Origin of the sequence: Bacillus sp. NSP9.1, assembly GCF_000465465.2 — a bacterium.
GTDB lineage: Bacteria > Bacillota > Bacilli > Bacillales > Bacillaceae > Bacillus > Bacillus sonorensis_A.
This window is the reverse complement of the sequence record NZ_CP048273.1, coordinates 3,763,496-3,786,532: the sequence shown is the minus strand read 5'-3', so window position 1 is coordinate 3,786,532 and position 23,037 is coordinate 3,763,496. Positions and strand designations below refer to the sequence as shown.

Here is a 23,037-nt window from a genome sequence, read left to right as displayed (position 1 = left end):
CGGGTAACCCCGGCAGTTTTTAATTTGCCGGGCTTTTTTCCGCTTCGTTACAAAAATAGCCGGTTACTTTTTCCTTTAATAAAGACGCTGCCAGACTCAGCTCCCTGTCTTGATGAACGATGAGCCCGTGCGTGGAGACAATCGGGGCAGTCACAGGCAGCAGTTTGAATTGCTTGGCTTCAAGCTCTTGTTTGACAGCGACTTCCGGAATGAAGGCAAAGCCGATTCCGCATCTGACAGCTTGTTTGATCATGTCGATGCTTGGGTATTCCAAGGCGCTGTTTCCTTCAACGCCGGCTTCTTGGAGCAGCCGGCCCGCTTCTGTATGGTACACACAGCTTGTGCCGAAGCTGATGAATGTTTCCCGGCTCAGGACGCCAAAGCCCTCGGATTCAACTTTCTCAGCGAGCACATGGGGAGCGATAAACACCAGTTTTTCTGCAAACAAAGGATAGAAAAGGAGATCGGGCCGGTTCGGATTTTGCGGCACGATGCCGAAATCGGCGGCATGGTTCAGCACCTGCTGAACGATATCGTGCTGGAATCCGCTTTCCAATTGCAATCTGATTTTTGGATAATCTTTTAGAAAATCTTCGATCAAAAAAGACATGCGCGTCAGAAAAAACGATTCCTGCATGCGAATCCGGACGGTACCTTGAGGCTGATCCAGTTCATTCATCGCTTCTCCTAAAGACATCCCTAATTGAATAAATTGATAAGCATATTTGCTAAGCTTCAAACCGGCCGGTGTCGGCTTCACTCCCCTTGACAGCCGGTGAAACAAACGCTGTCCGCAAGCCTGTTCCAAAAGCTGAATATGGCTGGTGACCGTCGACTGTACATACCCCAGCCGATCAGCGGCGCGGCTGAAGTTTTTTTCTTCCATGACGGCGATGAAGGTTTTAAAAAATTTCCCCTCTAAAAGCTCAATCATAGCTTGGCATCTCCTCGCTATCGAAAATTAAAATGACTTCTATCGTAATCATTCATAAGTAAAATGGTTCTCTCCATGATATCGTAGGTTTTGCAAGAATAAAAGAAAAATGAAGGAGGAAAACAATGAGCAGAACGAGAGGATTTAGGCTTGGCGTGTATATTTTCAAGGATGCTGAAATCATCGACTATGCCGCCCCATACGGAGTATTTTCCGTGGCGAGGAGGCTCGATCCTGAACTGGACGCCTTTCTTGTGGCGGATGCGATGAAACCGGTTCAGACGCAAGCCGGTTTAACCGTTCAACCGAATTACAGTTTCAATGATCAGCCTGATATGGATGCTTTCTTCATTCCGGGCGGATTCGGCACACGCCAGGAAACCAACAACAAACGACTGCATCAGTTTATCCGCTCTTTGCCAGAGACGACGCTTTTGGTCAGCGTATGCACGGGATCATGGATTTACGGTCGCATGGGGCTCTTAGACGGGCTCTGTGCCACCAGCCGAAAAGAACCGGATCGGCTTGAGGCGTCAGAGATGGGGCAAGTTCCGATCGACCGCTTGGCTGACATCGCGCCGGCCTGCCGCATCAGCCGGGCGAGAATCGTCGACAGCGGCCGGATCATCACTGCCGGGGGAATCGCTTCAGGCATGGAAATGGGCTTTCACTTATTGAGAAGAGCGGGCTATGATGAAACATTCATTGAAGAAACGGCTCGGATTATGGAGTATAAAGAGGGGTACAGCCAGTATCGGGATGATATTGAATACGCGCGGAAAATCAAATAGTCGAAGCTGCCGGTTTATTCCCGGCAGCCCGTCCTTATTTAGAAAATGAGAGCCGCGCCACGGCATCATGCATATGTATCGATTCTTCATTCCGGCATTCGATCTCAAACGCCGAAACCCACTCCATTTCATACAAGTCGGCCGCAGTCAGGCGGATGACATCTTCTACAAACCTCGGATTCTCGTAGGCTTGTTCTGTCACTTTCTTTTCGTCAGGTCTTTTTAAGACGGGATGGAGCTTGGCGCTTGCATTCGTTTCCGCCGCGGCGAGGAGTGCTGTTTTAAAATCGTCCGGCATTTCCGCCTGTTCATGGATGTGCGCCGTGATACTGATGATCCCGCGCTGATTGTGGGCGCTGTACTCGCTGATTTCTTTAGAGCAAGGACAAAGGGTCGTCACTTTTGACGTGATTCCAACGGTTTGCGACCAGCCTTTGTTTTTTTCAAAGGAGACACTCATCTGAACATCTGCGTGCATCAGTCCGGGCAATTCGGTGTCAGGACTGCGCCGCTCGAAATACCATGGAAACGAAACGGAAACGGCTGCGCTTTGCTGCTCCATGTTGTCCGCCAATTCCTTTGTGAAATCTTTCAGCGTGTGAAGGTCAACGGTCCAGCCTGTTTCATGGTAGCGCTGCAATTGCTCTGTCAGACGGCTCATATTGATGCCTTTGCGGCTCTTTTGCAGATGGGTCGTTAACGAAAAAGTGCCGATTGTCGTCTGCGTCCTCGGATTTAGAGCAGATTGAACCTGGATCGGATGTGAAACATTTGCGATGCCGACCGAGTCAATATCGAAAAAATAGTCGTTCGGCATATTTTGCAGATCCTTCATGTGTTCTTTATCAGTCGGCTTTATTCCTTTTATCGGTTCAACCGATCCGAAGCGGCGGTGGCGCTCCGGTTTTGCGGGGAATTGAAGTTTTCTTTCCATTGCTGAAACTCCTTTCTGAGCATAAATCGAAATAATTCCTATTTATTTTGCAGGAATGATGTGATAAAATCAAGTGGTTCACGTTGTGAAACATATCTTTTAAATCGTAATGATTTCGTTTAAGGAGTGATTGTCATGGAAAATAACGAAATCGTCATTGTCGGGGCAGGACCCGCTGGTATTGGAATGGGAATCCTTCTGAAAAAACTCGGTTTTGAATCGTTCGTGATTTTAGATAAAGGACGTGTAGGAGCATCATTTTGGCAATGGCCTGAAGAAATGAAGCTGATCACACCATCCTTCACAGGCCAAGGTTTCGGCGCTTTAGATCTGAATGCTGTAGCCCCGGGAACATCTCCCGCTTTTACATTTCAGCGAGAGCATTTGAGCGGGCAGGAGTATGGGGAATATTTGGCGCTTTTAGCCGAGCATTTCGAGCTGCCTCTGGCAGAAGGTACGGCTGTACATAAGCTGCATAAACATGACGACGGTTTTTCAATAGAAACGAATCACGGCATCATCAAGTCAAAGGCCGTCATCTGGGGAACCGGAGAATTCCAGTTTCCAAAGCTCCCTTTCACTGGAGCTGAGCTGGGGCTGCATAACAGCAAAGTGGCTGCATGGCGGCAATTGAAAAAAGGCCATTATTATGTGATCGGCGGCTATGAAAGCGCGATGGATGCGGCGGAGCAGCTGGCGTCATATGGAAGCGATGTAACGGTCGTCATGCCGAATGCCCTTCAGGAAAACGCTGAGGCCGATCCGAGCCGGTCGCTTTCGCCATACACCCGGGAACGTCTTGAACAGGCGTATGAAAAAGGAAACGTCCAATTTTTAGAACATGTCAGTGTCAGAAAACTGACGACAAATGGAGCAGCCTATGATCTGCACTTGTCAGATGGAAGGAGAATCCGCTCTGAAACACGGCCGATTGTGGCGACCGGCTTTCATTCGGGAGCAGAGCAGATCAGCCGTTTGTTTGCGTGGGGGGAAGACGGCAAGCCGCTTTTAACAAAAGAGGATATGTCGACAAAAACGGAACATCTTTATTTGATCGGACCTAGTGTCAGGCATCAAAACGCCGTCTTTTGTTTTATTTATAAATTCCGGCAAAGGTTTGCCGTTATTGCTGAGCACTTACTGAAAAAATGGGATTTTGCCCTTGATGAGAACGTGTTGGCCGAATACAGGAACAATCAAATGTTTCTCGATGATTTGAGCTGCTGTGAGGTTGAGTGTGAATGCTAATCAAACCGAAGCAGCACAAGCGTCTATTATTGATTGGATTGGAGTCGGTCGGGAAAACGACATTATGTTCCGCGATCACAGGTCAAGGGTATGGAGAGGAAACGAATGTAAGGGGGTCGACGATTTTTGCGGCAGAACGGGAGGGAAAGCGCCTTCCAGGCTGGACGGTTGTTGATATGCCGGGCATTCGCGAGGAAGACAACATCGCGAAAAAGACGGTCAAGAACGAAATTGAAACGGCCGATAAGGTGGTGGCCGTTTTGCGGGGGACACATTTTTCTGAAGAGCTTCGCCTGATCCTTGAGCTGATTCCGCCCGTTTGTCAACATGTCTGTTTTATCGTGACATTTCAAGATAAGATGACGGCGGACATGCGGCACAAGCTTTCTGAGCAAGTGAAAAAACATGATCTGCCTGTCTTTCTTATCGACTCGCGACGTCTGACTGAAGATAAAAAAGAGAAAATCTTCGCTTTTTTAAAAAAAGGCGCTGTCTTCCATCATGGGAAACGGAAGCAGATCGAACAGATCGAGCTTGGCCGTACTGCTGATCAAAAGCTGCTGTTTGACCGGCCGATATGGGGTCCGATTCTTTCGGCTTCTGTGCTGGGGCTGTTGTTTATCTTGCCGGTGATGCTCGCTTACCATGTTTCCGAATGGATGCAGCCATACGCGGATCAATGGGTCGTCGAACCGCTTCAACACATGATGCAGGGAAAGCCGTCATGGATTCGGGCGGTTTTGGCCGGGAATTACGGGCTTTTTTCCCTTGGAATCTATTCGTTCGTTTGGGCGTTTCCGGTCGTGCTGTTTATGTCTTTTGCAAATGCGCTGACAGATGATTCGGGTGTTAAGGATCGGATTGTTGATTCACTTGATCCGTATATGAGAAAAATCGGACTGAATGGCCGGGATTTAGTGCCGTTTTTAACCGGGTTTGGCTGCAATGTCGTGGCTGTTCATCAGACCCGCTCATGCAGCATGTGTACGCGGAAGCAATGCGTCTCATTGATATCATTTGGATCGGCCTGCAGTTATCAAATCGGGGCGACGATTTCTATTTTTCATGCCGCCGGCAGGGAATGGCTGTTTATTCCGTATCTTGCGGCGCTGGTCATTGTCGGGGCCGTTCATAATCGGATTTGGTATCCGGCGGATGAGAAATGGTCTTCCTATTTTCAAAGCCGGAAAACTTATTTGCAGCGTCCATCGTGGAAAGGAACCGCATTTCGAGTGAAATCGGTGGTGAATCAATTTATTCTGCAGGCAATGCCGATCTTTCTCATCATTTGCCTTGCCGCGTCGATGTTACATGAGCTTGGTGTGATTCACTTGTTAACACTGCTTGCATCACCTGTTTTACACGCGTTCGGCGCTCCTGGTGAAGCCGCATCTGGACTGGTTTTTTCAATCATCAGGAAAGACGGCATTCTCCTTTTTAATGAAGGAAACGGTGCTCTTTTGCAAGCTTTATCCGGAGGGACGCTTTTTTTATTGGTGTACCTGGCGTCCACTTTTTCTTCCTGCATGGTGACGGTGTGGACGATCGCGAAAGAATTGGGGATGAGAACGGCGGCCGGTCTCATCGGAAGGCAAATGATCACCTCTGCCGCGTCGGCCGCATTGTTTTGGGCTGTTTTAAAACTGGTGCCTTTGCATTTTTAACTGATTTGTGATGAAATAAAATACAAATCGTAATTATTACGATTTAACAAAGTGATAAAAAGGAGAATGAAAATGAGTAAAAAAATTCCTGTAACAGTGTTGAGCGGCTATTTAGGGGCGGGCAAAACGACTTTGCTGAATTACATACTGCAAAACCGCCACGGGCTGAAAGTCGCCGTGATCGTCAATGACATGAGTGAAGTGAACATCGACGCCGGACTCGTCAAACAGGGCGGCGGGCTTTCAAGGACGGATGAAAAACTGGTCGAAATGTCAAACGGCTGCATTTGCTGCACATTGAGGGAGGATTTGCTGATAGAGGTTGAAAAGCTCGCCCGGCAGGGGAACGTCGATTACATCGTGATCGAGTCAACAGGGATCAGCGAACCGGTTCCGGTTGCGCAAACCTTTTCCTACATTGATGAAGAGCTTGGCATCGATTTGACCCGTTTTTGCCGTCTGGATACGATGGTGACGGTTGTTGACGCGAATCGTTTTTGGCATGACTTTCAGTCCGGAGACAGCCTGCTCGATCGAAAAGAAGCCGTCGGGGAAGAGGATGAACGCGAGATTGCCGATCTGCTTATTGACCAAATCGAATTTTGCGATGTCCTGATTTTGAATAAATGCGACCTTGTTTCCCAAGAGGAGCTGGCTAAGCTTGAAAAAGTGCTGAGAACCTTGCAGCCGGCTGCGAAAATCATCCGCGCGGTAAAGGGTGAAGTAGATCCTGGAGAGATTTTGAATACAGGATTGTTCGACTTTGAAAAGGCAAGCAATTCGGCGGGCTGGCTGAGGGAGTTAAATCAGGGGCCGGAGCAGCATACGCCTGAAACTGAAGAATACGGGATATCGTCCTTTGTGTATGAAGCGCGCCGTCCTTTTCATACAGAGCGGTTCTATAATTGGATTCATACCCTTCCGGAAAACATTGTCAGGGCGAAAGGAATCGTCTGGTGTGCGACAAGGAACAGTCTTGCCTTATTGATGTCCCAGGCGGGTCCTTCCGCAAGTCTTGAGCCGATCTCATATTGGGTCGCAGCCTTGCCGAAGCATAAGCAGGAACAAATATTGCGGGATGAGCCTGAGGTTTTAGAGGAATGGGATCCCGAGTTCGGCGACCGCCATACAAGGCTCGTCTTTATCGGACTCAACCTTTCGCCTGACGAGATTTCAGCCGAAGCGGATCGATGCCTGCTCACAGATTCCGAAATGGCGGATGATTGGTCGCTTCTGCCCGACCCGTTTGATTGGCAGATTGAAACTGCAGGGCAGGCATAACAACAGCAAATCGTCTTTCAATAAGGCAAAAGAGGAGCCTTTTAAGCTCCCTTTTGTCTTTTTTTGTGTATGAGCAATTTCACATCGTGTTGACATATCAGGTAAGGAATACTAATATTCTACTTGTAATGTTAACTTAAAATTAATTTAAGTTAACATATTCGCGTCCGGTTTCAAAGGGGGGATGAAACAATGCAGGGGGACAAATATTACAGCGTCAGAATGAGAGCATCCAAAAACGGACCTCATGAACAGGGCGGAAAGCATATATCCGGGGGAGAGCGCCTGACATCCTTCAGCGGTTTGAAGGGAGCCGTCCACACCTTATTGGATAAAGCCTTATCCCATTCAAGAGGGGAACCGGATTTTATGCAAATCCAGTTTGAATGTGTTGACGAACCGGTAAGCTTGATTCAGCCTTTGCCGGTTGAAACACATGAAGTTGATGCAGCAGAAAACGGCCGGGCCCTCGCGCGGGCGCTTCTTCAAAAAGCGGGCGTTCCAGCAAGCATGTTTGAAAAAGCGCTTCAGGACATCGCTCTGAGGGGAGCGGTCTTGTTTGACATCGATGCAGGGGAGCGAATCGATGGGAGGCATGAAAAAGGTGTCCGGGTTTCCCGGATCGACTGGCCTGAAGACGACTTTCAAAAGTGGGCCAGAGAGCGCGACATGCCGCTGAATCCGCGCTTGAAGGAGGCGCTCGCGATAGCGGCAAAAGTATGCGCACACCCGGATATCATCGCAGAATTATGCTGGTCTGATGATCCCGATTACATAACCGGCTATGTCGCTTCACGAAAACTGGGCTATCGGCGGATGACGAAAATGAAAGAATACGGAGACGAAAGCGGCTGCCGAATATTTTTTGTTCGCGGATTCATCAATGCAGAGAATTGTATCGATTACTTGGAAAACCAGCCGGTATTGATTCAGACGGGGGGAGAAAAATGGGGCAATCGTTAATTGAAAAAAGCAAAAAACATCTTTGGCTGCCTTTTACACAAATGAAGGATTATGATCAAGATCCATTAATCATTGAAAGCGGAGACGGAATTAAGCTAAAGGACATAAATGGCAAAGAATATTACGACGGCTTTTCTTCAGTGTGGCTCAATGTACACGGCCATCGCAAAAAGGAATTGGATGAGGCGATTAAAAAACAACTGGAAAAAATCGCTCACTCCACATTGCTGGGGATGACAAATGTTCCAGCGACAGAGCTTGCCGAAATATTAATCAAGATCACACCTGACAATCTGACCCGCGTTTTTTATTCCGACAGCGGAGCTGAAGCGATGGAGATCGCGCTGAAAATGGCCTTTCAGTATTGGAAGAATAAAGGGAAGCCCGAGAAGCAAAAATTCGTCACGATGCGAAACGGCTATCACGGCGATACGATCGGCGCCGTCAGCGTCGGTTCCATCGAGCTTTTCCACCATGTATACGGTCCGCTCATGTTTGACAGCTTCAAAGCAAGGGTTCCTTATGTATACCGGTCCACGAGCGGCGACCCGGACCAGTGCCGCGATGAATGCCTGGAAGAACTGGAAAAGCTTTTGATGGAGCATCACGAAGAGATCGCCGCCCTTTCGATTGAGTCGATGGTTCAAGGCGCATCAGGCATGATTGTCATGCCAGAAGGATATTTAGCGGGCGTTCGAGCGCTTTGCACGAAATACGATGTGTTCATGATCGTTGATGAAGTGGCGACAGGGTTTGGGCGGACCGGAAAAATGTTTGCTTGTGAACACGAAGCTGTGCAGCCTGACCTAATGGCGGCGGGAAAAGGAATTACCGGAGGCTATTTGCCGATTGCCGTCACATTTGCCACAGAAGAGATTTACGACGCATTCTATGACGATTATGAAAATCTGAAAACGTTTTTCCACGGCCACTCCTATACAGGGAATCAGCTTGGGTGTGCGGTTGCGATCGAAAACCTGCGTCTGTTTGAAACTGAAAGAATCGTAGAACAGGTCGCCGCCAAATCGAAAGTCGTGCATGCTCTTCTTCAAGACCTGAAATCCCTTCCTCATGTCGGAGACATCCGGCAGCTCGGATTGATGTGCGGAATAGAGCTTGTCCAGTCAAAGGAAACGAAACAAGCTTATCCGCCTGAACAGCGCGTTGGGTACCAAGTCTCTTTAAAAATGCGGGAGCTTGGCATGCTGACGAGACCGCTCGGGGATGTTGTCGCATTTCTGCCGCCGCTCGCCAGCACAACGGATGAGCTTGCAGCAATGGTTGCCATTATGAAGGAAGCGATTCATGAGGTGACAAGCCGTGTCGTTTGACGACTGGCTGTACGAACGCCTTGAGAAAACGAAAGCGGCCGGTCTTTACCGAAGATTGCGGACGCCTGATGCCGACAAGGTCTGGGCTTCAAATGATTATTTGCGACTGGGCAATGATCACCGTTTGATCGCGGCGGCCAAAATGGCGCTGGATCAAGCCGGGGCAGGCAGCAGCGGTTCACGGCTGACGACAGGCAATACCTGCTGGCATGAAAGGCTTGAGCGGAAGATCGCGGATTTTAAGGAGACGGAAGCGGCTCTTTTGTTTTCAAGCGGGTATTTAGCCAATATCGGTGTGCTGTCTTCGCTGCCTGAAAAAGGGGATATCATCTTCAGCGATCAATTGAATCATGCCAGTATTATTGACGGATGCCGCCTTTCAAAAGCCGACACCGTCATTTACCGCCATATGGATATGAATGATCTTGAAGATAAGCTTTCTGCAACATTTGGCGGTAAGCGGCGCTTTATTGTCACAGACGGCGTTTTTAGCATGGATGGAACGATCGCGCCGCTTGATCAGATTATCCCGCTTGCCAAACGCTACCAGGCCTTCGTCATTGTTGATGATGCGCACGCAACAGGCATTTTGGGTGCGAATGGCAGGGGAACAAGCGAATACTTCGGCGTCCGTCCTGATGTTGTGATCGGCACCTTAAGCAAAGCTGTCGGCATAGAAGGCGGCTTTGCCGCAGGTTCGCACGCGTTGATCGATTTTTTGCGGAATCATACCAGAACATTTATCTTCCAGACGGCCATACCGCCGGCGAGCTGTGCCGCTGCGTGCGAGGCCTTTGCGATCATCGAAGAAAGCCAAGAACAACGCCTGTCATTACAGTCATCGGTCAAAGCCGTTAAGGAAGGTCTTGAGAAAATCGGCTTTACCGTCAAGGGGGGAGAGACACCGATCATCCCTGTGATCATCGGGGACACGCAGCAAGCCGTGCGATTTGCACAAGGTCTTCAGAAAAAGGGCATTTATGCACCGGCCATCCGTCCGCCGACGGTACGGGAAGGAGAAAGCCGGATCAGGCTGACCGTCTCCGCCGGTATCAGCTTAAAAGAAATCGACGATCTGTTAGTTGCGTTTAATCTAATCGGAAGAGAGTTGAACATGGTGAAATGAAAGGTTTTTTTGTAACAGGAACGGATACGGAAATCGGGAAAACCGTCATCTCCTGCGGCCTTGCCGCTGTATTAAAAGAACAAAACATCGATGTCGGCGTGTTTAAGCCTTTTTTAAGCGGAATTTCGCGCACACACCCGGATAGCGATACATCGCTGTTGAAGAAAATGTCGCAAACCGCTCTTTCTCATGAGGACATTTCTCCTTTTGCATATCAAGAACCGCTAGCTCCATATGTTGCGTCAAAGCTTGAAGGAAAGACGGCCGGGATGGAGGAGGTCATGAACCATTGGAAAAAGATCAAGGATCGGCATGACTGCTTCATTGTCGAGGGAGCAGGCGGAATCGCGGTGCCGCTTGGAAAGGATTATTTGGTCAGCCATTTGATAAAGGCTTTGCAGCTGCCGGCTGTCATTGTCGCAAGGCCTGACCTCGGAACGATTAATCACACGTATTTGACCGTACAATACGCCAAAAGCATCGGCATTCGTTTGATCGGCATCGTGATCAATGGCATCAGCGTGCGGCCGGGCCGTGATGAACAAACCAACCCGGAGATGATTGAAACATTATGTGAAGTGCCGGTGTTAGGCGTGACACCGAAGCTTGAACATCTAACAGCGGAAAACATGCAAAACATGATAAAGGACCATGTCGATGTTTCCTATATCATGAATCAAATGTAAATGGGGGCAAAAAAGATGAATCAATGGATGGACCTGGCAGAGAGTGTGTTGGGGGGAGCGGAAGTCACAGACGAAGAGGCGCTTGCCGTTTTGGAGTGTCCGGATGATGAAGTTCTGCTTTTGATGCATGCTGCCTTTCAAATTAGAAAGCATTACTACGGGAAAAAAGTAAAGCTCAACATGATTATGAATGCAAAGTCCGGCCTTTGCCCGGAAAACTGCGGCTACTGTTCTCAGTCCGCCATATCGAAGGCGCCGATCGATTCGTACCGGATGGTGGACAAAAGGACATTGCTTGAAGGCGCCAAGCGCGCCCGCGATTTAAATATCGGCACTTACTGCATCGTGGCCAGCGGCAGAGGCCCGTCAAACCGGGAAGTCGATCAAGTTGTCGATGCTGTAAAAGAAATCAAAGATACGTACGGGCTGAAAATCTGCGCATGCCTCGGCCTGTTAAAACCGGAGCAGGCTCATCGGCTGAAAGAGGCGGGTGTTGACAGGTACAATCACAACATCAATACATCAAAGAGCAACCATTCCAATATTACGACTTCACATACGTATGATGACAGAGTCCAAACAGTGGAGACGGCCAAACAATCCGGGATGTCGCCGTGTTCGGGTGTCATTGTCGGCATGAAGGAGACGAAGCAAGATGTCATCGATATGGCAAGAAGCTTAAAAGCGCTTGATGCCGATTCGATCCCGGTCAATTTCTTGCATGCGATTGACGGCACACCGTTGGAAGGGGTCAATGAATTGAACCCGCTGTACTGTTTAAAAGTGCTGGCTTTGTTCCGCTTTATCAATCCGTCAAAGGAAATCCGCATTTCCGGCGGGCGCGAAGTCAATCTCCGCTCATTGCAGCCGCTCGGGCTGTATGCCGCCAACTCGATTTTCGTCGGAGATTACTTAACAACGGCAGGACAGCTTGAAACAGAAGACCATCAGATGCTGCGTGATTTGGGATTTGAAGTCGAAACGGTTGAAGAAATGAAAGCCAGCCTTCAACAATAAAACGATACGGAGGATTGACATGGCGTTAGAATTACATCCGGCAAAGCCTAGTTTGCTTTCAGATGCTGAATTTTGGAGAGATCCTTATCCTTTTTATGAGAAGCTGCGGTCTGTTCATCCTGTTTATCAAGGAACGGTATTCAAATATCCGGGCTGGTATGTGACCGGATATGAAGCAGCAGCAGCGATTTTGAAGGACGCCAGATTTCAAAACCGCGTTCCTCTTCCGGAAACGACAGCAAAATATGAATATCTGAAAAACTTACAGGGGAATATGCTGCTGTATCAAAACCAATCCGGCCATAAGCGAATGCGGGCGCTCATTGGAAAAGAGTTCACACCGAAAATCGTTGAATCCTTACGGCCTGATATAAAAGCAGCAGCTGCTGGTCTGCTGGATCAGCTCGATGGCAGGAAAAGCGCGGATATTGTTTCCGAGTTTGCCTTTCCTTTGGCTAGTCTTGTCATTGCCAAAATACTTGGTGTCCCGGAAGATGAAAGGCATCAATTTAGACAGTGGACGGCAAATGTCATACAGACGATTGATTTGACCCGTTCGCGCCAGGCGCTGGTCAAAGGAAGCGATACGGCGGGGAAATTAATATCATATTTTAGAGATTTGCTGCAAAAGCGAAAAGCTCATCCGCAAAACGACTTGATCAGCAAATTCATCAGTGAGGAAAAGCTCTCAGAAGATGAAATGCTTGCGACATGTATATTGCTTATCATTGCCGGACATGAGACGACAGTCAACCTTGTCAGCAATGGATTGCTTGCATTCATGAAGCATCCGGAACAGCTTGCCGTATTGAAGGAAAATCCGCTGCTTATTGAGTCTGCAGTTGAAGAGTGTTTGCGCTATGAAAGTCCGACACAGATGACGGCGCGCACAGCTTCCGAGGATTGTGAAATCAGCGGCAAGATGATCAAAAAGAATGAACAGGTATACGTCCTTTTAGGTGCTGCCAACCGCGATCCGGACATTTTCAAGGAGCCTCATGTTTTCGACATCACGAGAAAGCCGAATCCGCACCTTGCATTTGGCCATGGTCCTCATGTTTGCTTAGGGTCTTCATTGGCGCGGCTTGAAGCGCAAATGGCCATCCTTGCGCTTTTAGAGCGGGCGCCAGGACTCCGTCTGGCTGCATCAGATGTTTGCTACCGCAAGTTATTCGGTTTTAGAGCGTTGGCCGAGCTGCCTGTCGCCTTTAGGTGAGCCGATCAAAAAAGGGCCGGTTTTTAGACACCGGCTCTTTTATTCTTTCGTTTCATTTTGTTTGATATAGGTTGATAAAAGCGTCTTTAATTCTTTGACTTCCGCCCGCAATTCTTTTATTTCTTTCGTATCTTCCTTTAAATCTCCTGTTTCTTCTTCAATTTCCTGAGAAATTTTTTGCGCGTTATTGACGATTTCACCGACGATCAGGTTGATCATGATAAAGGTCGTAATGACGATAAATGAGACGAAATACAGCCAGGACCAGGCGCTTTCGGCGAAGATCGGCCTGAAGATTCCGCTCGCCCATGATTCGAGCGTGAACGTTTGGAACAGCGTCAGAAAACTGAGCTGCAGGTTTCCGAAATATTCCGGCGCAATCGTTGAAAAGAACATCGTCCCGATGACGGCATAGACATAGAAAATGATCATCATCAAAATCAGGACGCTGCTGATGGTCGGAATCGCCATAAACAGCGCATTGACGATCCGCCTTAAAGACGGGATGGATGTGATCGTCCTAAGCACCCGGAGCACGCGGAAAATCCGAAGGACGCTGACGAAATTCGTGTTGTAGAGAATGAAACTGCCGGCGATGATAATAAAATCAAATATGTTCCAATTGTTTTTAAAGAAATGGTGTTTTTGCACCGATAGTTTAAGAGACAGCTCCACCGCGAAAATCGCTAAAAACAGGCAGTCTAATATAAAAAATATGTGTTGATACGGCTTAAAAAAAGCATAGGTTTCCAAACCTATGGAAATGGCATTCAGAATAATAACGGCCGTAATAAAATACTGAAACATCCGGCTTTCGACGAATGTGGAAACTTTTGTTTTAAATGAATGTTGATGAGTATTCACCTTGTTTTTTTGTCCTCCCGTTTTGTTTTCCATTTCTATGATACGTTACATGGACTGGCGAATGTCAAGTCAGTTCTTTTTTGTTGATCAACACTTAACGTTTACGTTAAAGTTTAAGAGTGATATCATATAACAATCAGTAAGAAGGCAGGAGGCTGTGGACGTGAACTGGATGAAGATTGATCAAATGGCAAAACGAAGCGGCTTGACCAAAAGAACGATCCGCTTTTATGAAGAAATCGGTTTGCTTTCTTCTCCAAAGCGGACGGAAGGCGGTGTCCGGCTCTATTCCGAAGACGACTTGGAAGAGCTGGAAAAGGTCATCAGCGCCAAGGAAGTGTTGGGGTTTTCTCTCCATGAACTTCAGCAGTTTATGGAAACGAGCAAGCATCTTGAAATGCATAAAGAAGGGTATCTTTTATCATTGGACCAAAAGGAGCGAAAGGAAAAGCTTGAAGACATTCAAGCGATGCTGAATGAACAGCTCCGGATGATAGATGAAAAGATTGAAAAATTCCAATCATTCAAGAAGCGCCTTGAGGGCATGAACGAGAAAGCCCGGAAAGCGCTGGATAACATTGATTAAAACGCTATTTTTATAGCGTTTGTTTATTTGCAAAAAAGAAAGGTCTGATCTGTTATGAATGAACAACCATCGAAGAAATCAAGCATGTTGAAGCAGCCGAAAGCAGTTTGGGCCGTAGCATTTGCATGTGTGATCTCATTTATGGGGATCGGTCTGGTCGACCCGATCCTGCCGGCGATTGCCCGGCAGCTGGATGCGTCCCCCAGTCAGGTATCGCTGTTATTTACAAGCTATCTGCTTGTCACAGGTTTTGCGATGCTTTTGTCAGGGGCTATCTCAAGCCGGATTGGCGCTAAGCAGACACTCATTTGCGGTCTTATTCTGATTATTATTTTCGCAGGGCTCGGCGGATTTTCTCAATCCATCGCCCAGCTTGTCGGCTTTCGGGGCGGCTGGGGACTTGGAAACGCTTTGTTTATCTCAACCGCTCTTGCCGTCATCGTGAGTGTGGCGTCAGGCGGAAGCGCAAAAGCGATCATTTTATATGAAGCGGCTTTAGGACTGGGGATTTCCGTCGGTCCTCTGGCCGGCGGTGAGCTTGGAAGCATCTCATGGAGAGCGCCGTTTTTCGGCGTATCTGTTTTAATGGCGGTCGCGCTGCTGGCCATCTTCATTTTGCTGCCGCCGATTGCAAAGCCGCAAAAGAAAGTTTCTGTCAGCGCTCCGATCAGGGCGCTGCGTTATAAAGGGTTATTCACGCTGTCTGCGGCTGCCTTTTTGTATAACTTCGGCTTTTTTACTTTGCTTGCCTATTCTCCATTCGTACTTGATTTGAATGAAAGGGGCCTCGGCTATGTCTTTTTCGGCTGGGGACTGTTTCTTGCGGTCACATCCGTTTTCACCGCTCCGGCTGTGCAGCGCGTCCTTGGAACCGTCCGTTCTTTGATCCTGCTGTTTGTGCTGTTTGCCGCTGATTTATTGGCGCTCGGCATTTGGACGGAGCACAAGACTTTTGTCATCACAGCGATTGTCATTGCCGGCGGCATTTTGGGCATGATCAACACGATTTTGACCACCGCGGTCATGAATGCGGCGCCTGTCGAACGGTCAGTCGCTTCAAGTGCTTACAGCTCAATCCGTTTTATCGGCGGAGCGATCGCGCCATGGATCGCGGGAGTTCTCGCCGATCATTTCAGCGCGCATACACCGTATGTTGCCGGATGTATCGCAGTTCTTGCCGGGGTAGCCGTCTTAGCCTTCGGCCGCCGTCATTTGGCCGGGATTAGAGCAGGTCATTAAAAGAAAATCATCCTTGCATTTGCTGACGGGCCGGCGGTCGCCGTCTATACATCCTGTGAACGTTCACCCCGATGATCGGCTTACTAAAAAAACTTGTTTCCCTGCAAAGGAAACAAGTTTTTTGTTTATAATACCTTCGTGGTCCAAGATTCACAGTTCCATGTTTCTGTTGCGATCTCGGTGTAAAATTCCGGTTCGTGGGAGATGAGAAGGACTGAGCCTTTGTATTCTTTCAAGGCCCTTTTCAGCTCTTCTTTTGCCTCCACATCGAGATGGTTTGTCGGCTCATCGAGAACGAGCAGATTCGTTTCCGAATTGATGAGCTTGCACAGTCTGACTTTCGCCTTTTCGCCGCCGCTTAACACGGACACCTTGCTTTCAATATGCTTTGTCGTCAGTCCGCATTTCGCAAGCGCTGCCCGGATTTCATATTGTGTGAAGGAAGGAAAGTCGTTCCACACCTCTTCAATACATGTGTTGTTGTTTTTTTCTTTGACTTCCTGTTCGAAATAGCCGATATGAAGGTATTCCCCGCGTTCGACTTCACCCGACAGCGGCGAAATTTCGCCGAGCAGGCTCTTCAGGAGCGTCGTTTTTCCGATGCCGTTCGCCCCGTACAAAGCGATTTTTTGCCCGCGCTCCATTCTCAAGTTTAACGGTCTGGATAGCGGTTCGTCATAGCCGATGACGAGATCTTTCGTTTCGAAAATCAGCTTTCCGGATGTCCGCGCCTGTTTAAAGTGAAATTCCGGCTTCGGCTTTTCTGAAGGGAGCTCGATCATGTCCATTTTGTCGAGCTTTTTTTGTCTGGACATCGCCATATTGCGCGTGCTGACGCGCGCTTTATTGCGGGCGACGAAGTCTTTCAGCTCGGAGATTTCCTGCTGTTGTTTTTTGTAGGCGGCTTCAAGCTGCTGCTTTTTGACCTCATACACTTCACGGAATTGATTGTAGTCGCCGGCGTAGCGTGTCAGCTGTTGATTTTCCACATGATAGATGAGATTGATAACGCTGTTTAAGAACGGGATGTCGTGCGAAATCAGAATAAACGCGTTATCGTATTCCTGCAAATACCGCTTGAGCCATTCGATGTGCTGCTCATCCAGGTAGTTTGTCGGTTCGTCCAAGAGAAGGATGTCGGGCTTTTCAAGCAGCAGTTTGGCAAGCAGCACCTTTGTCCGCTGTCCTCCGCTTAAATCTGTGACATCCCTGTCAAGACCGAGGTCTTGAAGCCCGAGACCGCGGGCGATTTCTTCGACTTTAGCATCTATCGCGTAAAAATCGTTGTTGTCGAGCGCGTCCTGGATCGTGCCGACTTCTTCAAGCAGCTTCTCAAGCTCATCGGGATCAGCCTCTCCCATTTTCCCGTAGATGGCGTTCATTTCTTCTTCCATCTCGAATAAATAGTGAAAGGCGTTTCTCAGCACATCGCGGATCGTTTGTCCGCGCTCCAGCACCGTATGCTGGTCAAGGTAGCCGACCCGGACTTTTTTTGACCATTCGACTTTGCCTTCATCAGGTTCAAGCTTTCCAGTAATGATATTCATGAAGGTCGATTTTCCTTCACCGTTTGCCCCGATGAGACCGACGTGTTCGCCCTTGAGCAGGCGAAAGGAGATATCTTGAAAGATCGCCCGGTCGCCAAAACCGTGGCTCAGCTTTGTGACTGTAAGTAAACTCATGTTTTGCACCTCAAGTTGTAATCTGTATTCTATAAGATTATATCGAACCATTGGGGGACAATAAAAGAAAAATTGCGCTGCCGTCTCTGTTTTGAGATACTAAGAGCAGAAACAACCTGAGGACAAAGGAGATAAACATGACGGAAAGATGGCCATTTTTAAATAAAGCAAAACCGTTTATTCAAGAAAATTGGAAGGCGGCAGGTTTTCACGAACCGACGAATGTGCAAAAAACCACCGCCGCACCGATTTTAGAGGGGCGTGACGTGATCGCCGAATCACCGACGGGAACGGGAAAAACACTCGCTTACGTCCTGCCGCTTTTAGAAAAGCTTGAGGCGGATCAAAAACACGTCCAGGCTGTGATCCTCGCCCCTTCCCGCGAGCTTGTCATGCAGATTTTTGATGTGATCACAGAATGGAAGAAGGGCTCGGATATCAGAGCTGCTTCTCTTATCGGGGGAGCCAACATCAAAAAACAGCAGGAAAAGCTGAAAAAACATCCGCACATTATTGCGGGCACACCGGGACGGGTGTTTGAGCTCATTAAAATGAAGAAGCTGAAAATGCATGAGGTGAAAACGATCGTCCTTGATGAAACAGACCACCTGCTCACCCCGGAGCATCGCGGCACGATTGCAAACATCATCAAGTCGACGCTCCGCGACCGGCAAATCCTCTGTTTTTCCGCGACTTTAAAACAAGACGCTGAACGGGAGCTCCGTGATATGACAAAGGATGCGGAGCTTTTCAGAATCAAAAGAACAAGCGAGGAATCCGCAAAAGTCAAACACCAATTTCTCGTCTGCGATCAGCGGGATAAAATTAAGATGTTGCAGAAGTTCTCAAGGTTCAGCGGTTTTCAGGCGCTCGTTTTTGTGAAGGACATCGGCAATTTAAACGTTTACGCCGAAAAATTGAAGTTTCACCATGTTGATGTCGGCGTCCTGCACAGTGAAGCGAAAAAAATCGAACGGGCCAAGATCCTAGAAGCGTTTGAAGCAGGCGAGTTTCCGCTGCTTTTGGCGACGGACATCGCAGCGCGCGGCATTGATATTCAAGATTTGCCATTTGTGATCCACGCCGATTTGCCCAATGAAGATGGCTATATCCATCGTTCGGGGAGAACGGGCAGGGCCGGAAATGAAGGAACGGTGATCAGCCTCGTCAACCGAGTGGAGGAAGAAAGGCTGAAAAAACTCGCGAAGAAGCTGGGGATCGATCTTCAGCGGATTGTCTATGAAAGAGGACGAATTATTGAAAAATAGCAGAAGGAGGCTTTGAAAAGCCTCCTTTTTTTATTGAAGCTGAGCCATTTCAGGTTCGGCGACTTTAATGAGCTGTTTGCCGAGGTTATGTCCTTTAAACAAGCCCAAAAATGCTTCTGGTATGCGCTCAAAGCCTTCGGTAATCGTTTCTTCATATTGAAGCTGTCCGCTTTTCAGCCACTCGGCTAACTGTTTGGCGCCTTCCGGAAAACGTTCGCGGTAATCATTGACGACAAATCCCTTCATCAGGGCGCTTGCTTTAATTAAAGCCGTTTGAACGCGCGGGCCCATGTCATCCTTTGCACTTTCGGCATTGTAGGAAGATATCGCTCCGCAGACCGGGATCCGCGCAAATTTGTTGATTAGGGTAAGCACGGCATCTGAAATGCGGCCGCCGACATTGTCAAAGTAGACGTCAACACCGTTCGGGCATGCTTCTTCAAGTGCTGACGCGATGTTTTCCGCCGTGTTATAATTGATCGCTTCATCAAATCCGAGCTGTTTTTTCAAATATGCGGTCTTTTCATCAGAACCGGCGATACCGATGACCCGTGCGCCTTTGATTTTGGCGATTTGTCCGACGGCTGAGCCGACCGCTCCGGCTGCTCCTGAGACGACAACTGTTTCTCCTGCTTGCGGCCGGCCGATGTCAAGAAGCCCGAAGTAAGCCGTCAAACCTGTCATGCCGAGGATGCCAAGATAGGCTGTGACAGGGGCGAGGGAAGGATCGATTTTCCGCAGGTTTGTTTCCGGTACTGCGGAATATTCCCGCCAGCCCAGATTCCCTAGTACAACATCTCCCTTTTGCAGCTTGTCTCCTTTTGCAGCTATCACTTCGCCGATCACGCCTCCGGTGATGACCTCATCAAGGGCAAAGGGCTCTACATACGATTTCGCATCCTGCATTCTTCCCCTCATGTAGGGATCGACTGAGACATACAGCGTTTTGACAAGCGCTTCCCCGTCTTTTGCTTCCGGAATGGCTGTTTCTTTAAATCGAAAATCATCGATGACAGGAAGCCCTTGCGGCCGTCTGGCAAGCTCAATTTGTTTTTGCAGCATCATGATTCCTCCTTTTCTTCATAACCTTATCATTCCAAACTGCGCTATTGCAAAACATCCCCCGGTTAAAAAAAGGACTGCCGCAGGACTGAATCCGGAAGAAAAAGGTGGTAATCCGCGGCGTTTTTTACATATTGCTTGGCATCTTCTCTGGAGGCCTTAATCATTTCTTTTGTAATGAAGGGAAGCAGTGAAAAAAGATAAGACGCTAAAACGTCTTCCGTACTGTGTGCCGTTCTGTTTTCCGGATCGCCGATATTCATGATGATCGAGAAGACATAATCAATATTGATGCCGAACTTGCGGGCCGCAAAGCTTTCAAAGATATGCGTATCCGTCTCTTGATGCCCTTCGCTTAAAAAAATCTGCTTGGCTAAATCGCTGATGATCCACGCGTTGTATTGCTGCTCCTGTGAAAAATAATTCAAGCGAAACATCACTCCTTGAATGCCTTGTCCTTTTTTAAACATGTACCTGAAACAGCGGCCCGACGAAACCTGATCCTGAAAATGTATCACAATTGTAATATTGTTACGGCAGAGCATTGGCTTGTTTACTGCTGATGACAGCGGGTATTTGGCAAATACAGCATCAAAAAAGGAGGAGATTCGGATGAAACCGGTAGTACGGGAATATACAAATGATGAACAGCTTATGAAGGATGTTGGGGAGCTCAAAAGGATCGGCGTCGCCAGGGAAGACATTTATGTACTTTCACATGACGACGACCGGACGGAAAGACTCGCAGGCAACACGGAGATCAATACAATCGGACCAGAGGAGACGGGGATTAAAAATGCAGTCGGCAATCTGTTCCAGAAAAAAGGGGACGAGCTCCGCAATAAAATGCATGAGATCGGCTTTTCAAAGCAGGAGGCCGAGCAGTTTGAAAAGCGGCTCGATGAAGGGAAAGTGCTCCTGTTTGTCACAGACCATGACAAAGTGAAATCCTGGGTGTAACGTAGGCTGCCGACATAAGTCGGCAGTTTTTTTAATAAAATAAAATTTGAATGGTATCGTGAAAGGAGTAGAATAATAAGCGGAAAATATGAATAGGAGGAGAAACTTGTGGCTACAGAAAAAGACACAGCACAAAAACCAGCAGTTAAAATCCTTCCTCTTGCCGTTACGATTTTAGCCGGAGCGGTCATTTGGCTGATTCCGCCACCAGGCGGATTGGATCCGAAAGCATGGCACTTATTCGCTATTTTTGTAGCAACGATTATCGGCTTTATCTCCAAGCCGCTGCCGATGGGGGCAGTCGCGATATTCGCTTTGGCGATGACGGCCCTTACCGGAACGCTGTCGATTGAAGACACGCTCAGCGGGTTTGGCAATAAAACGATATGGCTGATCGTGATCGCATTCTTTATTTCACGGGGCTTTATTAAAACCGGTTTAGGCGCGAGAATCGCCTATTTATTTGTGCGGATCTTCGGCAAAAAAACGCTCGGATTATCGTATTCGCTGCTTTTCAGCGATTTGCTTCTCGCTCCCGCGATCCCCAGCAACACCGCAAGAGCGGGGGGCATCATTTTTCCGATCATCCACTCGCTGTCCGAGACGTTCGGTTCAACACCGAGGAAAGGAACAGAGCGTAAAATCGGGGCATTTTTGCTGAATGTCGGCTTCCAGGGGAACTTGATTACGTCAGCGATGTTCTTGACGGCGATGGCGGCGAATCCGTTAATCGCCAAGCTTGCTCACGATGTGGCGGGCGTCAATTTGACCTGGACAAGCTGGGCCGTTGCGGCGATTGTCCCGGGACTCGTGAGCCTGATCGTGACACCGCTTGTCATCTACAAACTGTACCCGCCCGAAATTAAAGAGACGCCGGATGCGGCTGGGATTGCGACCGACAAGCTGAAGGAAATGGGGCCTTTTAAACGCTCGGAATTGTTTATGGTCATCGTGTTTTTCCTTGTCCTTTTTTTATGGATCTTTGGAGGCAATGCTCACATAGACGCCACGACAACGGCTTTGATCGGGCTGTCGGTCTTGTTTTTGACCCAGGTCTTGACCTGGGACGATATTAAAAAAGAGCAGGGTGCATGGGATACGCTCATATGGTTTTCGACTTTGTTAATGCTGGCGACATTTTTGAACAAGCTGGGTATGGTCGGCTGGTTCAGCGATATGATGAAATCTTTTGTTTCCGGTTTTTCCTGGATCAGCGCATTCCTGATTTTAATTCTAGTCTATTTTTACTCGCATTATTTCTTTGCCAGCGCTACAGCCCATATCAGCGCGATGTACTCGGCATTTTTCGCCGTCATCGTCGCCGCGGGTGCGCCGCCGCTCTTATCGGCTCTCACCCTCGCGTTTTTCAGCAACCTTTTCGGCTGTACGACGCATTATGGCGCAGGGGCAGCCCCTGTTTTTTTCGGAGCCGGTTATATACCGGAAGGAAAATGGTGGTTCATCGGCTTTATCCTGTCGATCGTTCATATCGTGACATGGCTCGTTGTCGGCGGATTATGGTGGAAAGTGCTGGGTATATGGTAAAATGAAGAAGACGGGAGACATCCTGTCTTCTTTGTTTTTGAACTTGAAAGGTGTGTAGTGTATGTTGTTTGTTGATTTGTTGATTCTCGGTATCATCTTATCTTTTATCTACTTTCTGTATGACGTTGTCAAAAATCGAAAAAGGACAAGCTTTTTCAGAAAAATCGTTTTTGCCAGTTTCCTCGTTTACTTGTGCGCCGTCTTTCAGCTGACGATGGGCGGAATTCATGTTCCTGATCAGGAATTCGCAGCGATCGATGCTCAGCTCATTCCGTTTTATTTTGTGGGCGACTTGTTTCAAATGTATCAGGCGGCCGGATTCGACTGGTTTTTTTGGCATGCCGCCCGCCTCACGTTTTACAATGTATTGCTCCTCGCACCTTTAGGTGTTTATCTTTCGCTTTTATGGAGACATCTATCTATTAAAAGCGCGGCCATCCTGCTGTTTTTGACGAGCTTTTTCATCGAATGTCTGCAGCTAGTCCTGTCAGCGGCGGGAATGATCGCGGTGAGAACGTTTAATGTTGATGATTTAATCCTGAACACGCTTGGCGGTGTCATCGGTTTTTGCCTCTGTACATATATGCTTCGCGTCATCGGGAAAAGGCTTCCTGCGAAAAATCTCTATATTTAGTTTGAG

The 23,037-nt window shown here is 48.2% G+C and carries 22 protein-coding genes; 16 read left to right on the top strand and 6 right to left on the bottom strand.

All coding sequences use genetic code 11. From position 1 onward, the window contains the following. Positions 1-19: 19 nt before the first annotated feature. Positions 20-934: a LysR family transcriptional regulator gene (locus tag M654_RS19685; RefSeq protein WP_026589631.1), complete on the bottom strand. Its 915-nt coding sequence runs from the start codon at positions 932-934 to the stop codon at positions 20-22. A gap of 125 nt (positions 935-1,059) precedes the next feature. On the opposite strand from M654_RS19685, the gene M654_RS19680 reads away from it, so the two are divergent. Next, positions 1,060-1,725 carry a DJ-1/PfpI family protein gene (locus M654_RS19680; protein WP_026589630.1) on the top strand — a complete coding sequence of 222 codons (666 nt, stop codon included), beginning with the start codon at positions 1,060-1,062 and terminating at the stop codon, positions 1,723-1,725. A 34-nt stretch (positions 1,726-1,759) separates the two neighbouring features. Here M654_RS19680 and folE2 read toward each other — a convergent pair whose 3' ends face one another. Beyond that, the gene (folE2, locus tag M654_RS19675; RefSeq protein ID WP_026589629.1) at positions 1,760-2,659 is read right to left on the bottom strand and encodes a GTP cyclohydrolase FolE2; all 900 of its coding nucleotides are present in this window, start codon (positions 2,657-2,659) and stop codon (positions 1,760-1,762) included. A gap of 135 nt (positions 2,660-2,794) precedes the next feature. Between folE2 and M654_RS19670 the strand changes: the two genes are divergently transcribed. The 9 genes from M654_RS19670 to M654_RS19630 all read left to right on the top strand — a co-directional run bounded on the left by M654_RS19670 (position 2,795) and on the right by M654_RS19630 (position 13,191). Then, positions 2,795-3,907 carry an NAD(P)/FAD-dependent oxidoreductase gene (locus tag M654_RS19670; protein WP_026589628.1) on the top strand — a complete coding sequence of 371 codons (1,113 nt, stop codon included), beginning with the start codon at positions 2,795-2,797 and terminating at the stop codon, positions 3,905-3,907. Further along, the gene (locus M654_RS19665; RefSeq protein ID WP_026589627.1) at positions 3,901-5,571 is read left to right on the top strand and encodes a nucleoside recognition domain-containing protein; all 1,671 of its coding nucleotides are present in this window, start codon (positions 3,901-3,903) and stop codon (positions 5,569-5,571) included. Before M654_RS19670 ends, M654_RS19665 begins: the two co-directional genes overlap by 7 nt. A gap of 72 nt (positions 5,572-5,643) precedes the next feature. After that, on the top strand, positions 5,644-6,852 hold the full coding sequence (locus M654_RS19660) for a GTP-binding protein (protein ID WP_026589626.1): 1,209 nt from the start codon (positions 5,644-5,646) through the stop codon (positions 6,850-6,852). 192 nt (positions 6,853-7,044) lie between these two features. Continuing rightward, complete coding sequence (locus tag M654_RS19655; RefSeq protein ID WP_026589625.1) at positions 7,045-7,815, top strand: 6-carboxyhexanoate--CoA ligase; 771 nt, start codon at positions 7,045-7,047, stop codon at positions 7,813-7,815. Then, positions 7,800-9,146, top strand: coding sequence for an adenosylmethionine--8-amino-7-oxononanoate transaminase (gene bioA / locus M654_RS19650; protein WP_026589624.1), 1,347 nt, complete (start codon positions 7,800-7,802; stop codon positions 9,144-9,146). The genes M654_RS19655 and bioA overlap by 16 nt, the downstream gene beginning before the upstream one ends. Continuing rightward, a complete protein-coding gene (gene bioF / locus M654_RS19645) occupies positions 9,136-10,272 on the top strand; it encodes an 8-amino-7-oxononanoate synthase (RefSeq protein WP_026589623.1) in 1,137 nt (378 codons plus the stop codon). Before bioA ends, bioF begins: the two co-directional genes overlap by 11 nt. Next, a complete protein-coding gene (bioD, locus tag M654_RS19640) occupies positions 10,269-10,958 on the top strand; it encodes a dethiobiotin synthase (protein ID WP_026589622.1) in 690 nt (229 codons plus the stop codon). Before bioF ends, bioD begins: the two co-directional genes overlap by 4 nt. A 15-nt stretch (positions 10,959-10,973) precedes the next feature. Further along, positions 10,974-11,975 (top strand): biotin synthase BioB, encoded by a 1,002-nt coding sequence (gene bioB, locus M654_RS19635; RefSeq protein ID WP_026589621.1) that lies wholly within the window; start codon positions 10,974-10,976, stop codon positions 11,973-11,975. Positions 11,976-11,994: 19 nt separating this feature from the next. Continuing rightward, positions 11,995-13,191: a cytochrome P450 gene (locus M654_RS19630; protein ID WP_026589620.1), complete on the top strand. Its 1,197-nt coding sequence runs from the start codon at positions 11,995-11,997 to the stop codon at positions 13,189-13,191. Between the two features lie 39 nt (positions 13,192-13,230). Here M654_RS19630 and M654_RS19625 read toward each other — a convergent pair whose 3' ends face one another. Continuing rightward, positions 13,231-14,055, bottom strand: coding sequence for an ion transporter (locus tag M654_RS19625; RefSeq protein ID WP_026589619.1), 825 nt, complete (start codon positions 14,053-14,055; stop codon positions 13,231-13,233). A 163-nt stretch (positions 14,056-14,218) separates the two neighbouring features. Between M654_RS19625 and M654_RS19620 the strand changes: the two genes are divergently transcribed. Together M654_RS19620 and M654_RS19615 are read left to right on the top strand one after the other, a co-directional pair. Further along, positions 14,219-14,641 (top strand): MerR family transcriptional regulator, encoded by a 423-nt coding sequence (locus tag M654_RS19620; protein ID WP_026589618.1) that lies wholly within the window; start codon positions 14,219-14,221, stop codon positions 14,639-14,641. Between the two features lie 54 nt (positions 14,642-14,695). Next, the gene (locus tag M654_RS19615) at positions 14,696-15,880 is read left to right on the top strand and encodes an MFS transporter (protein ID WP_026589617.1); all 1,185 of its coding nucleotides are present in this window, start codon (positions 14,696-14,698) and stop codon (positions 15,878-15,880) included. A gap of 125 nt (positions 15,881-16,005) precedes the next feature. On the opposite strand, the gene M654_RS19610 is transcribed toward M654_RS19615, so the two are convergent. Continuing rightward, the gene (locus M654_RS19610) at positions 16,006-17,562 is read right to left on the bottom strand and encodes an ABC-F family ATP-binding cassette domain-containing protein (RefSeq protein ID WP_026589616.1); all 1,557 of its coding nucleotides are present in this window, start codon (positions 17,560-17,562) and stop codon (positions 16,006-16,008) included. A gap of 137 nt (positions 17,563-17,699) precedes the next feature. On the opposite strand from M654_RS19610, the gene M654_RS19605 reads away from it, so the two are divergent. Then, positions 17,700-18,830: a DEAD/DEAH box helicase gene (locus M654_RS19605; protein WP_026589615.1), complete on the top strand. Its 1,131-nt coding sequence runs from the start codon at positions 17,700-17,702 to the stop codon at positions 18,828-18,830. A gap of 30 nt (positions 18,831-18,860) precedes the next feature. On the opposite strand, the gene M654_RS19600 is transcribed toward M654_RS19605, so the two are convergent. Together M654_RS19600 and M654_RS19595 are read right to left on the bottom strand one after the other, a co-directional pair. Continuing rightward, complete coding sequence (locus M654_RS19600; protein WP_026589614.1) at positions 18,861-19,892, bottom strand: NADP-dependent oxidoreductase; 1,032 nt, start codon at positions 19,890-19,892, stop codon at positions 18,861-18,863. A gap of 65 nt (positions 19,893-19,957) precedes the next feature. Further along, a complete protein-coding gene (locus M654_RS19595) occupies positions 19,958-20,320 on the bottom strand; it encodes a DUF3212 family protein (RefSeq protein WP_026589613.1) in 363 nt (120 codons plus the stop codon). Between the two features lie 184 nt (positions 20,321-20,504). Here M654_RS19595 and M654_RS19590 point away from each other — a divergent pair, with 184 nt between their 5' ends. The 3 genes from M654_RS19590 (at position 20,505) to M654_RS19580 (ending at position 23,031) form a co-directional block, all read left to right on the top strand. After that, positions 20,505-20,852: a YflT domain-containing protein gene (locus tag M654_RS19590; RefSeq protein WP_026589612.1), complete on the top strand. Its 348-nt coding sequence runs from the start codon at positions 20,505-20,507 to the stop codon at positions 20,850-20,852. Between the two features lie 108 nt (positions 20,853-20,960). Continuing rightward, positions 20,961-22,397 (top strand): anion permease, encoded by a 1,437-nt coding sequence (locus M654_RS19585; protein ID WP_026589611.1) that lies wholly within the window; start codon positions 20,961-20,963, stop codon positions 22,395-22,397. 61 nt (positions 22,398-22,458) lie between these two features. After that, entirely contained in the window at positions 22,459-23,031 is a 573-nt protein-coding gene (locus tag M654_RS19580; protein ID WP_026589610.1) for a VanZ family protein, read from the top strand. The last annotated feature ends 6 nt before the right edge of the window (positions 23,032-23,037 follow it).

Excerpts from the sequence above, each read along its gene's own strand:
- M654_RS19685 (WP_026589631.1), bottom strand. The coding sequence starts at position 934 with ATGATTGAGCTTTTAGAGGGGAAATTTTTTAAAACCTTCATCGCCGTC.
- M654_RS19680 (WP_026589630.1), top strand. The coding sequence starts at position 1,060 with ATGAGCAGAACGAGAGGATTTAGGCTTGGCGTGTATATTTTCAAGGAT.
- folE2 (WP_026589629.1), bottom strand. The coding sequence starts at position 2,659 with ATGGAAAGAAAACTTCAATTCCCCGCAAAACCGGAGCGCCACCGCCGC.
- M654_RS19670 (WP_026589628.1), top strand. The coding sequence starts at position 2,795 with ATGGAAAATAACGAAATCGTCATTGTCGGGGCAGGACCCGCTGGTATT.
- M654_RS19665 (WP_026589627.1), top strand. The coding sequence starts at position 3,901 with ATGCTAATCAAACCGAAGCAGCACAAGCGTCTATTATTGATTGGATTG.
- M654_RS19660 (WP_026589626.1), top strand. The coding sequence starts at position 5,644 with ATGAGTAAAAAAATTCCTGTAACAGTGTTGAGCGGCTATTTAGGGGCG.
- M654_RS19655 (WP_026589625.1), top strand. The coding sequence starts at position 7,045 with ATGCAGGGGGACAAATATTACAGCGTCAGAATGAGAGCATCCAAAAAC.
- bioA (WP_026589624.1), top strand. The coding sequence starts at position 7,800 with ATGGGGCAATCGTTAATTGAAAAAAGCAAAAAACATCTTTGGCTGCCT.
- bioD (WP_026589622.1), top strand. The coding sequence starts at position 10,269 with ATGAAAGGTTTTTTTGTAACAGGAACGGATACGGAAATCGGGAAAACC.
- bioB (WP_026589621.1), top strand. The coding sequence starts at position 10,974 with ATGAATCAATGGATGGACCTGGCAGAGAGTGTGTTGGGGGGAGCGGAA.
- M654_RS19630 (WP_026589620.1), top strand. The coding sequence starts at position 11,995 with ATGGCGTTAGAATTACATCCGGCAAAGCCTAGTTTGCTTTCAGATGCT.
- M654_RS19615 (WP_026589617.1), top strand. The coding sequence starts at position 14,696 with ATGAATGAACAACCATCGAAGAAATCAAGCATGTTGAAGCAGCCGAAA.
- M654_RS19610 (WP_026589616.1), bottom strand. The coding sequence starts at position 17,562 with ATGAGTTTACTTACAGTCACAAAGCTGAGCCACGGTTTTGGCGACCGG.
- M654_RS19605 (WP_026589615.1), top strand. The coding sequence starts at position 17,700 with ATGACGGAAAGATGGCCATTTTTAAATAAAGCAAAACCGTTTATTCAA.
- M654_RS19600 (WP_026589614.1), bottom strand. The coding sequence starts at position 19,892 with ATGCTGCAAAAACAAATTGAGCTTGCCAGACGGCCGCAAGGGCTTCCT.
- M654_RS19590 (WP_026589612.1), top strand. The coding sequence starts at position 20,505 with ATGAAACCGGTAGTACGGGAATATACAAATGATGAACAGCTTATGAAG.
- M654_RS19580 (WP_026589610.1), top strand. The coding sequence starts at position 22,459 with ATGTTGTTTGTTGATTTGTTGATTCTCGGTATCATCTTATCTTTTATC.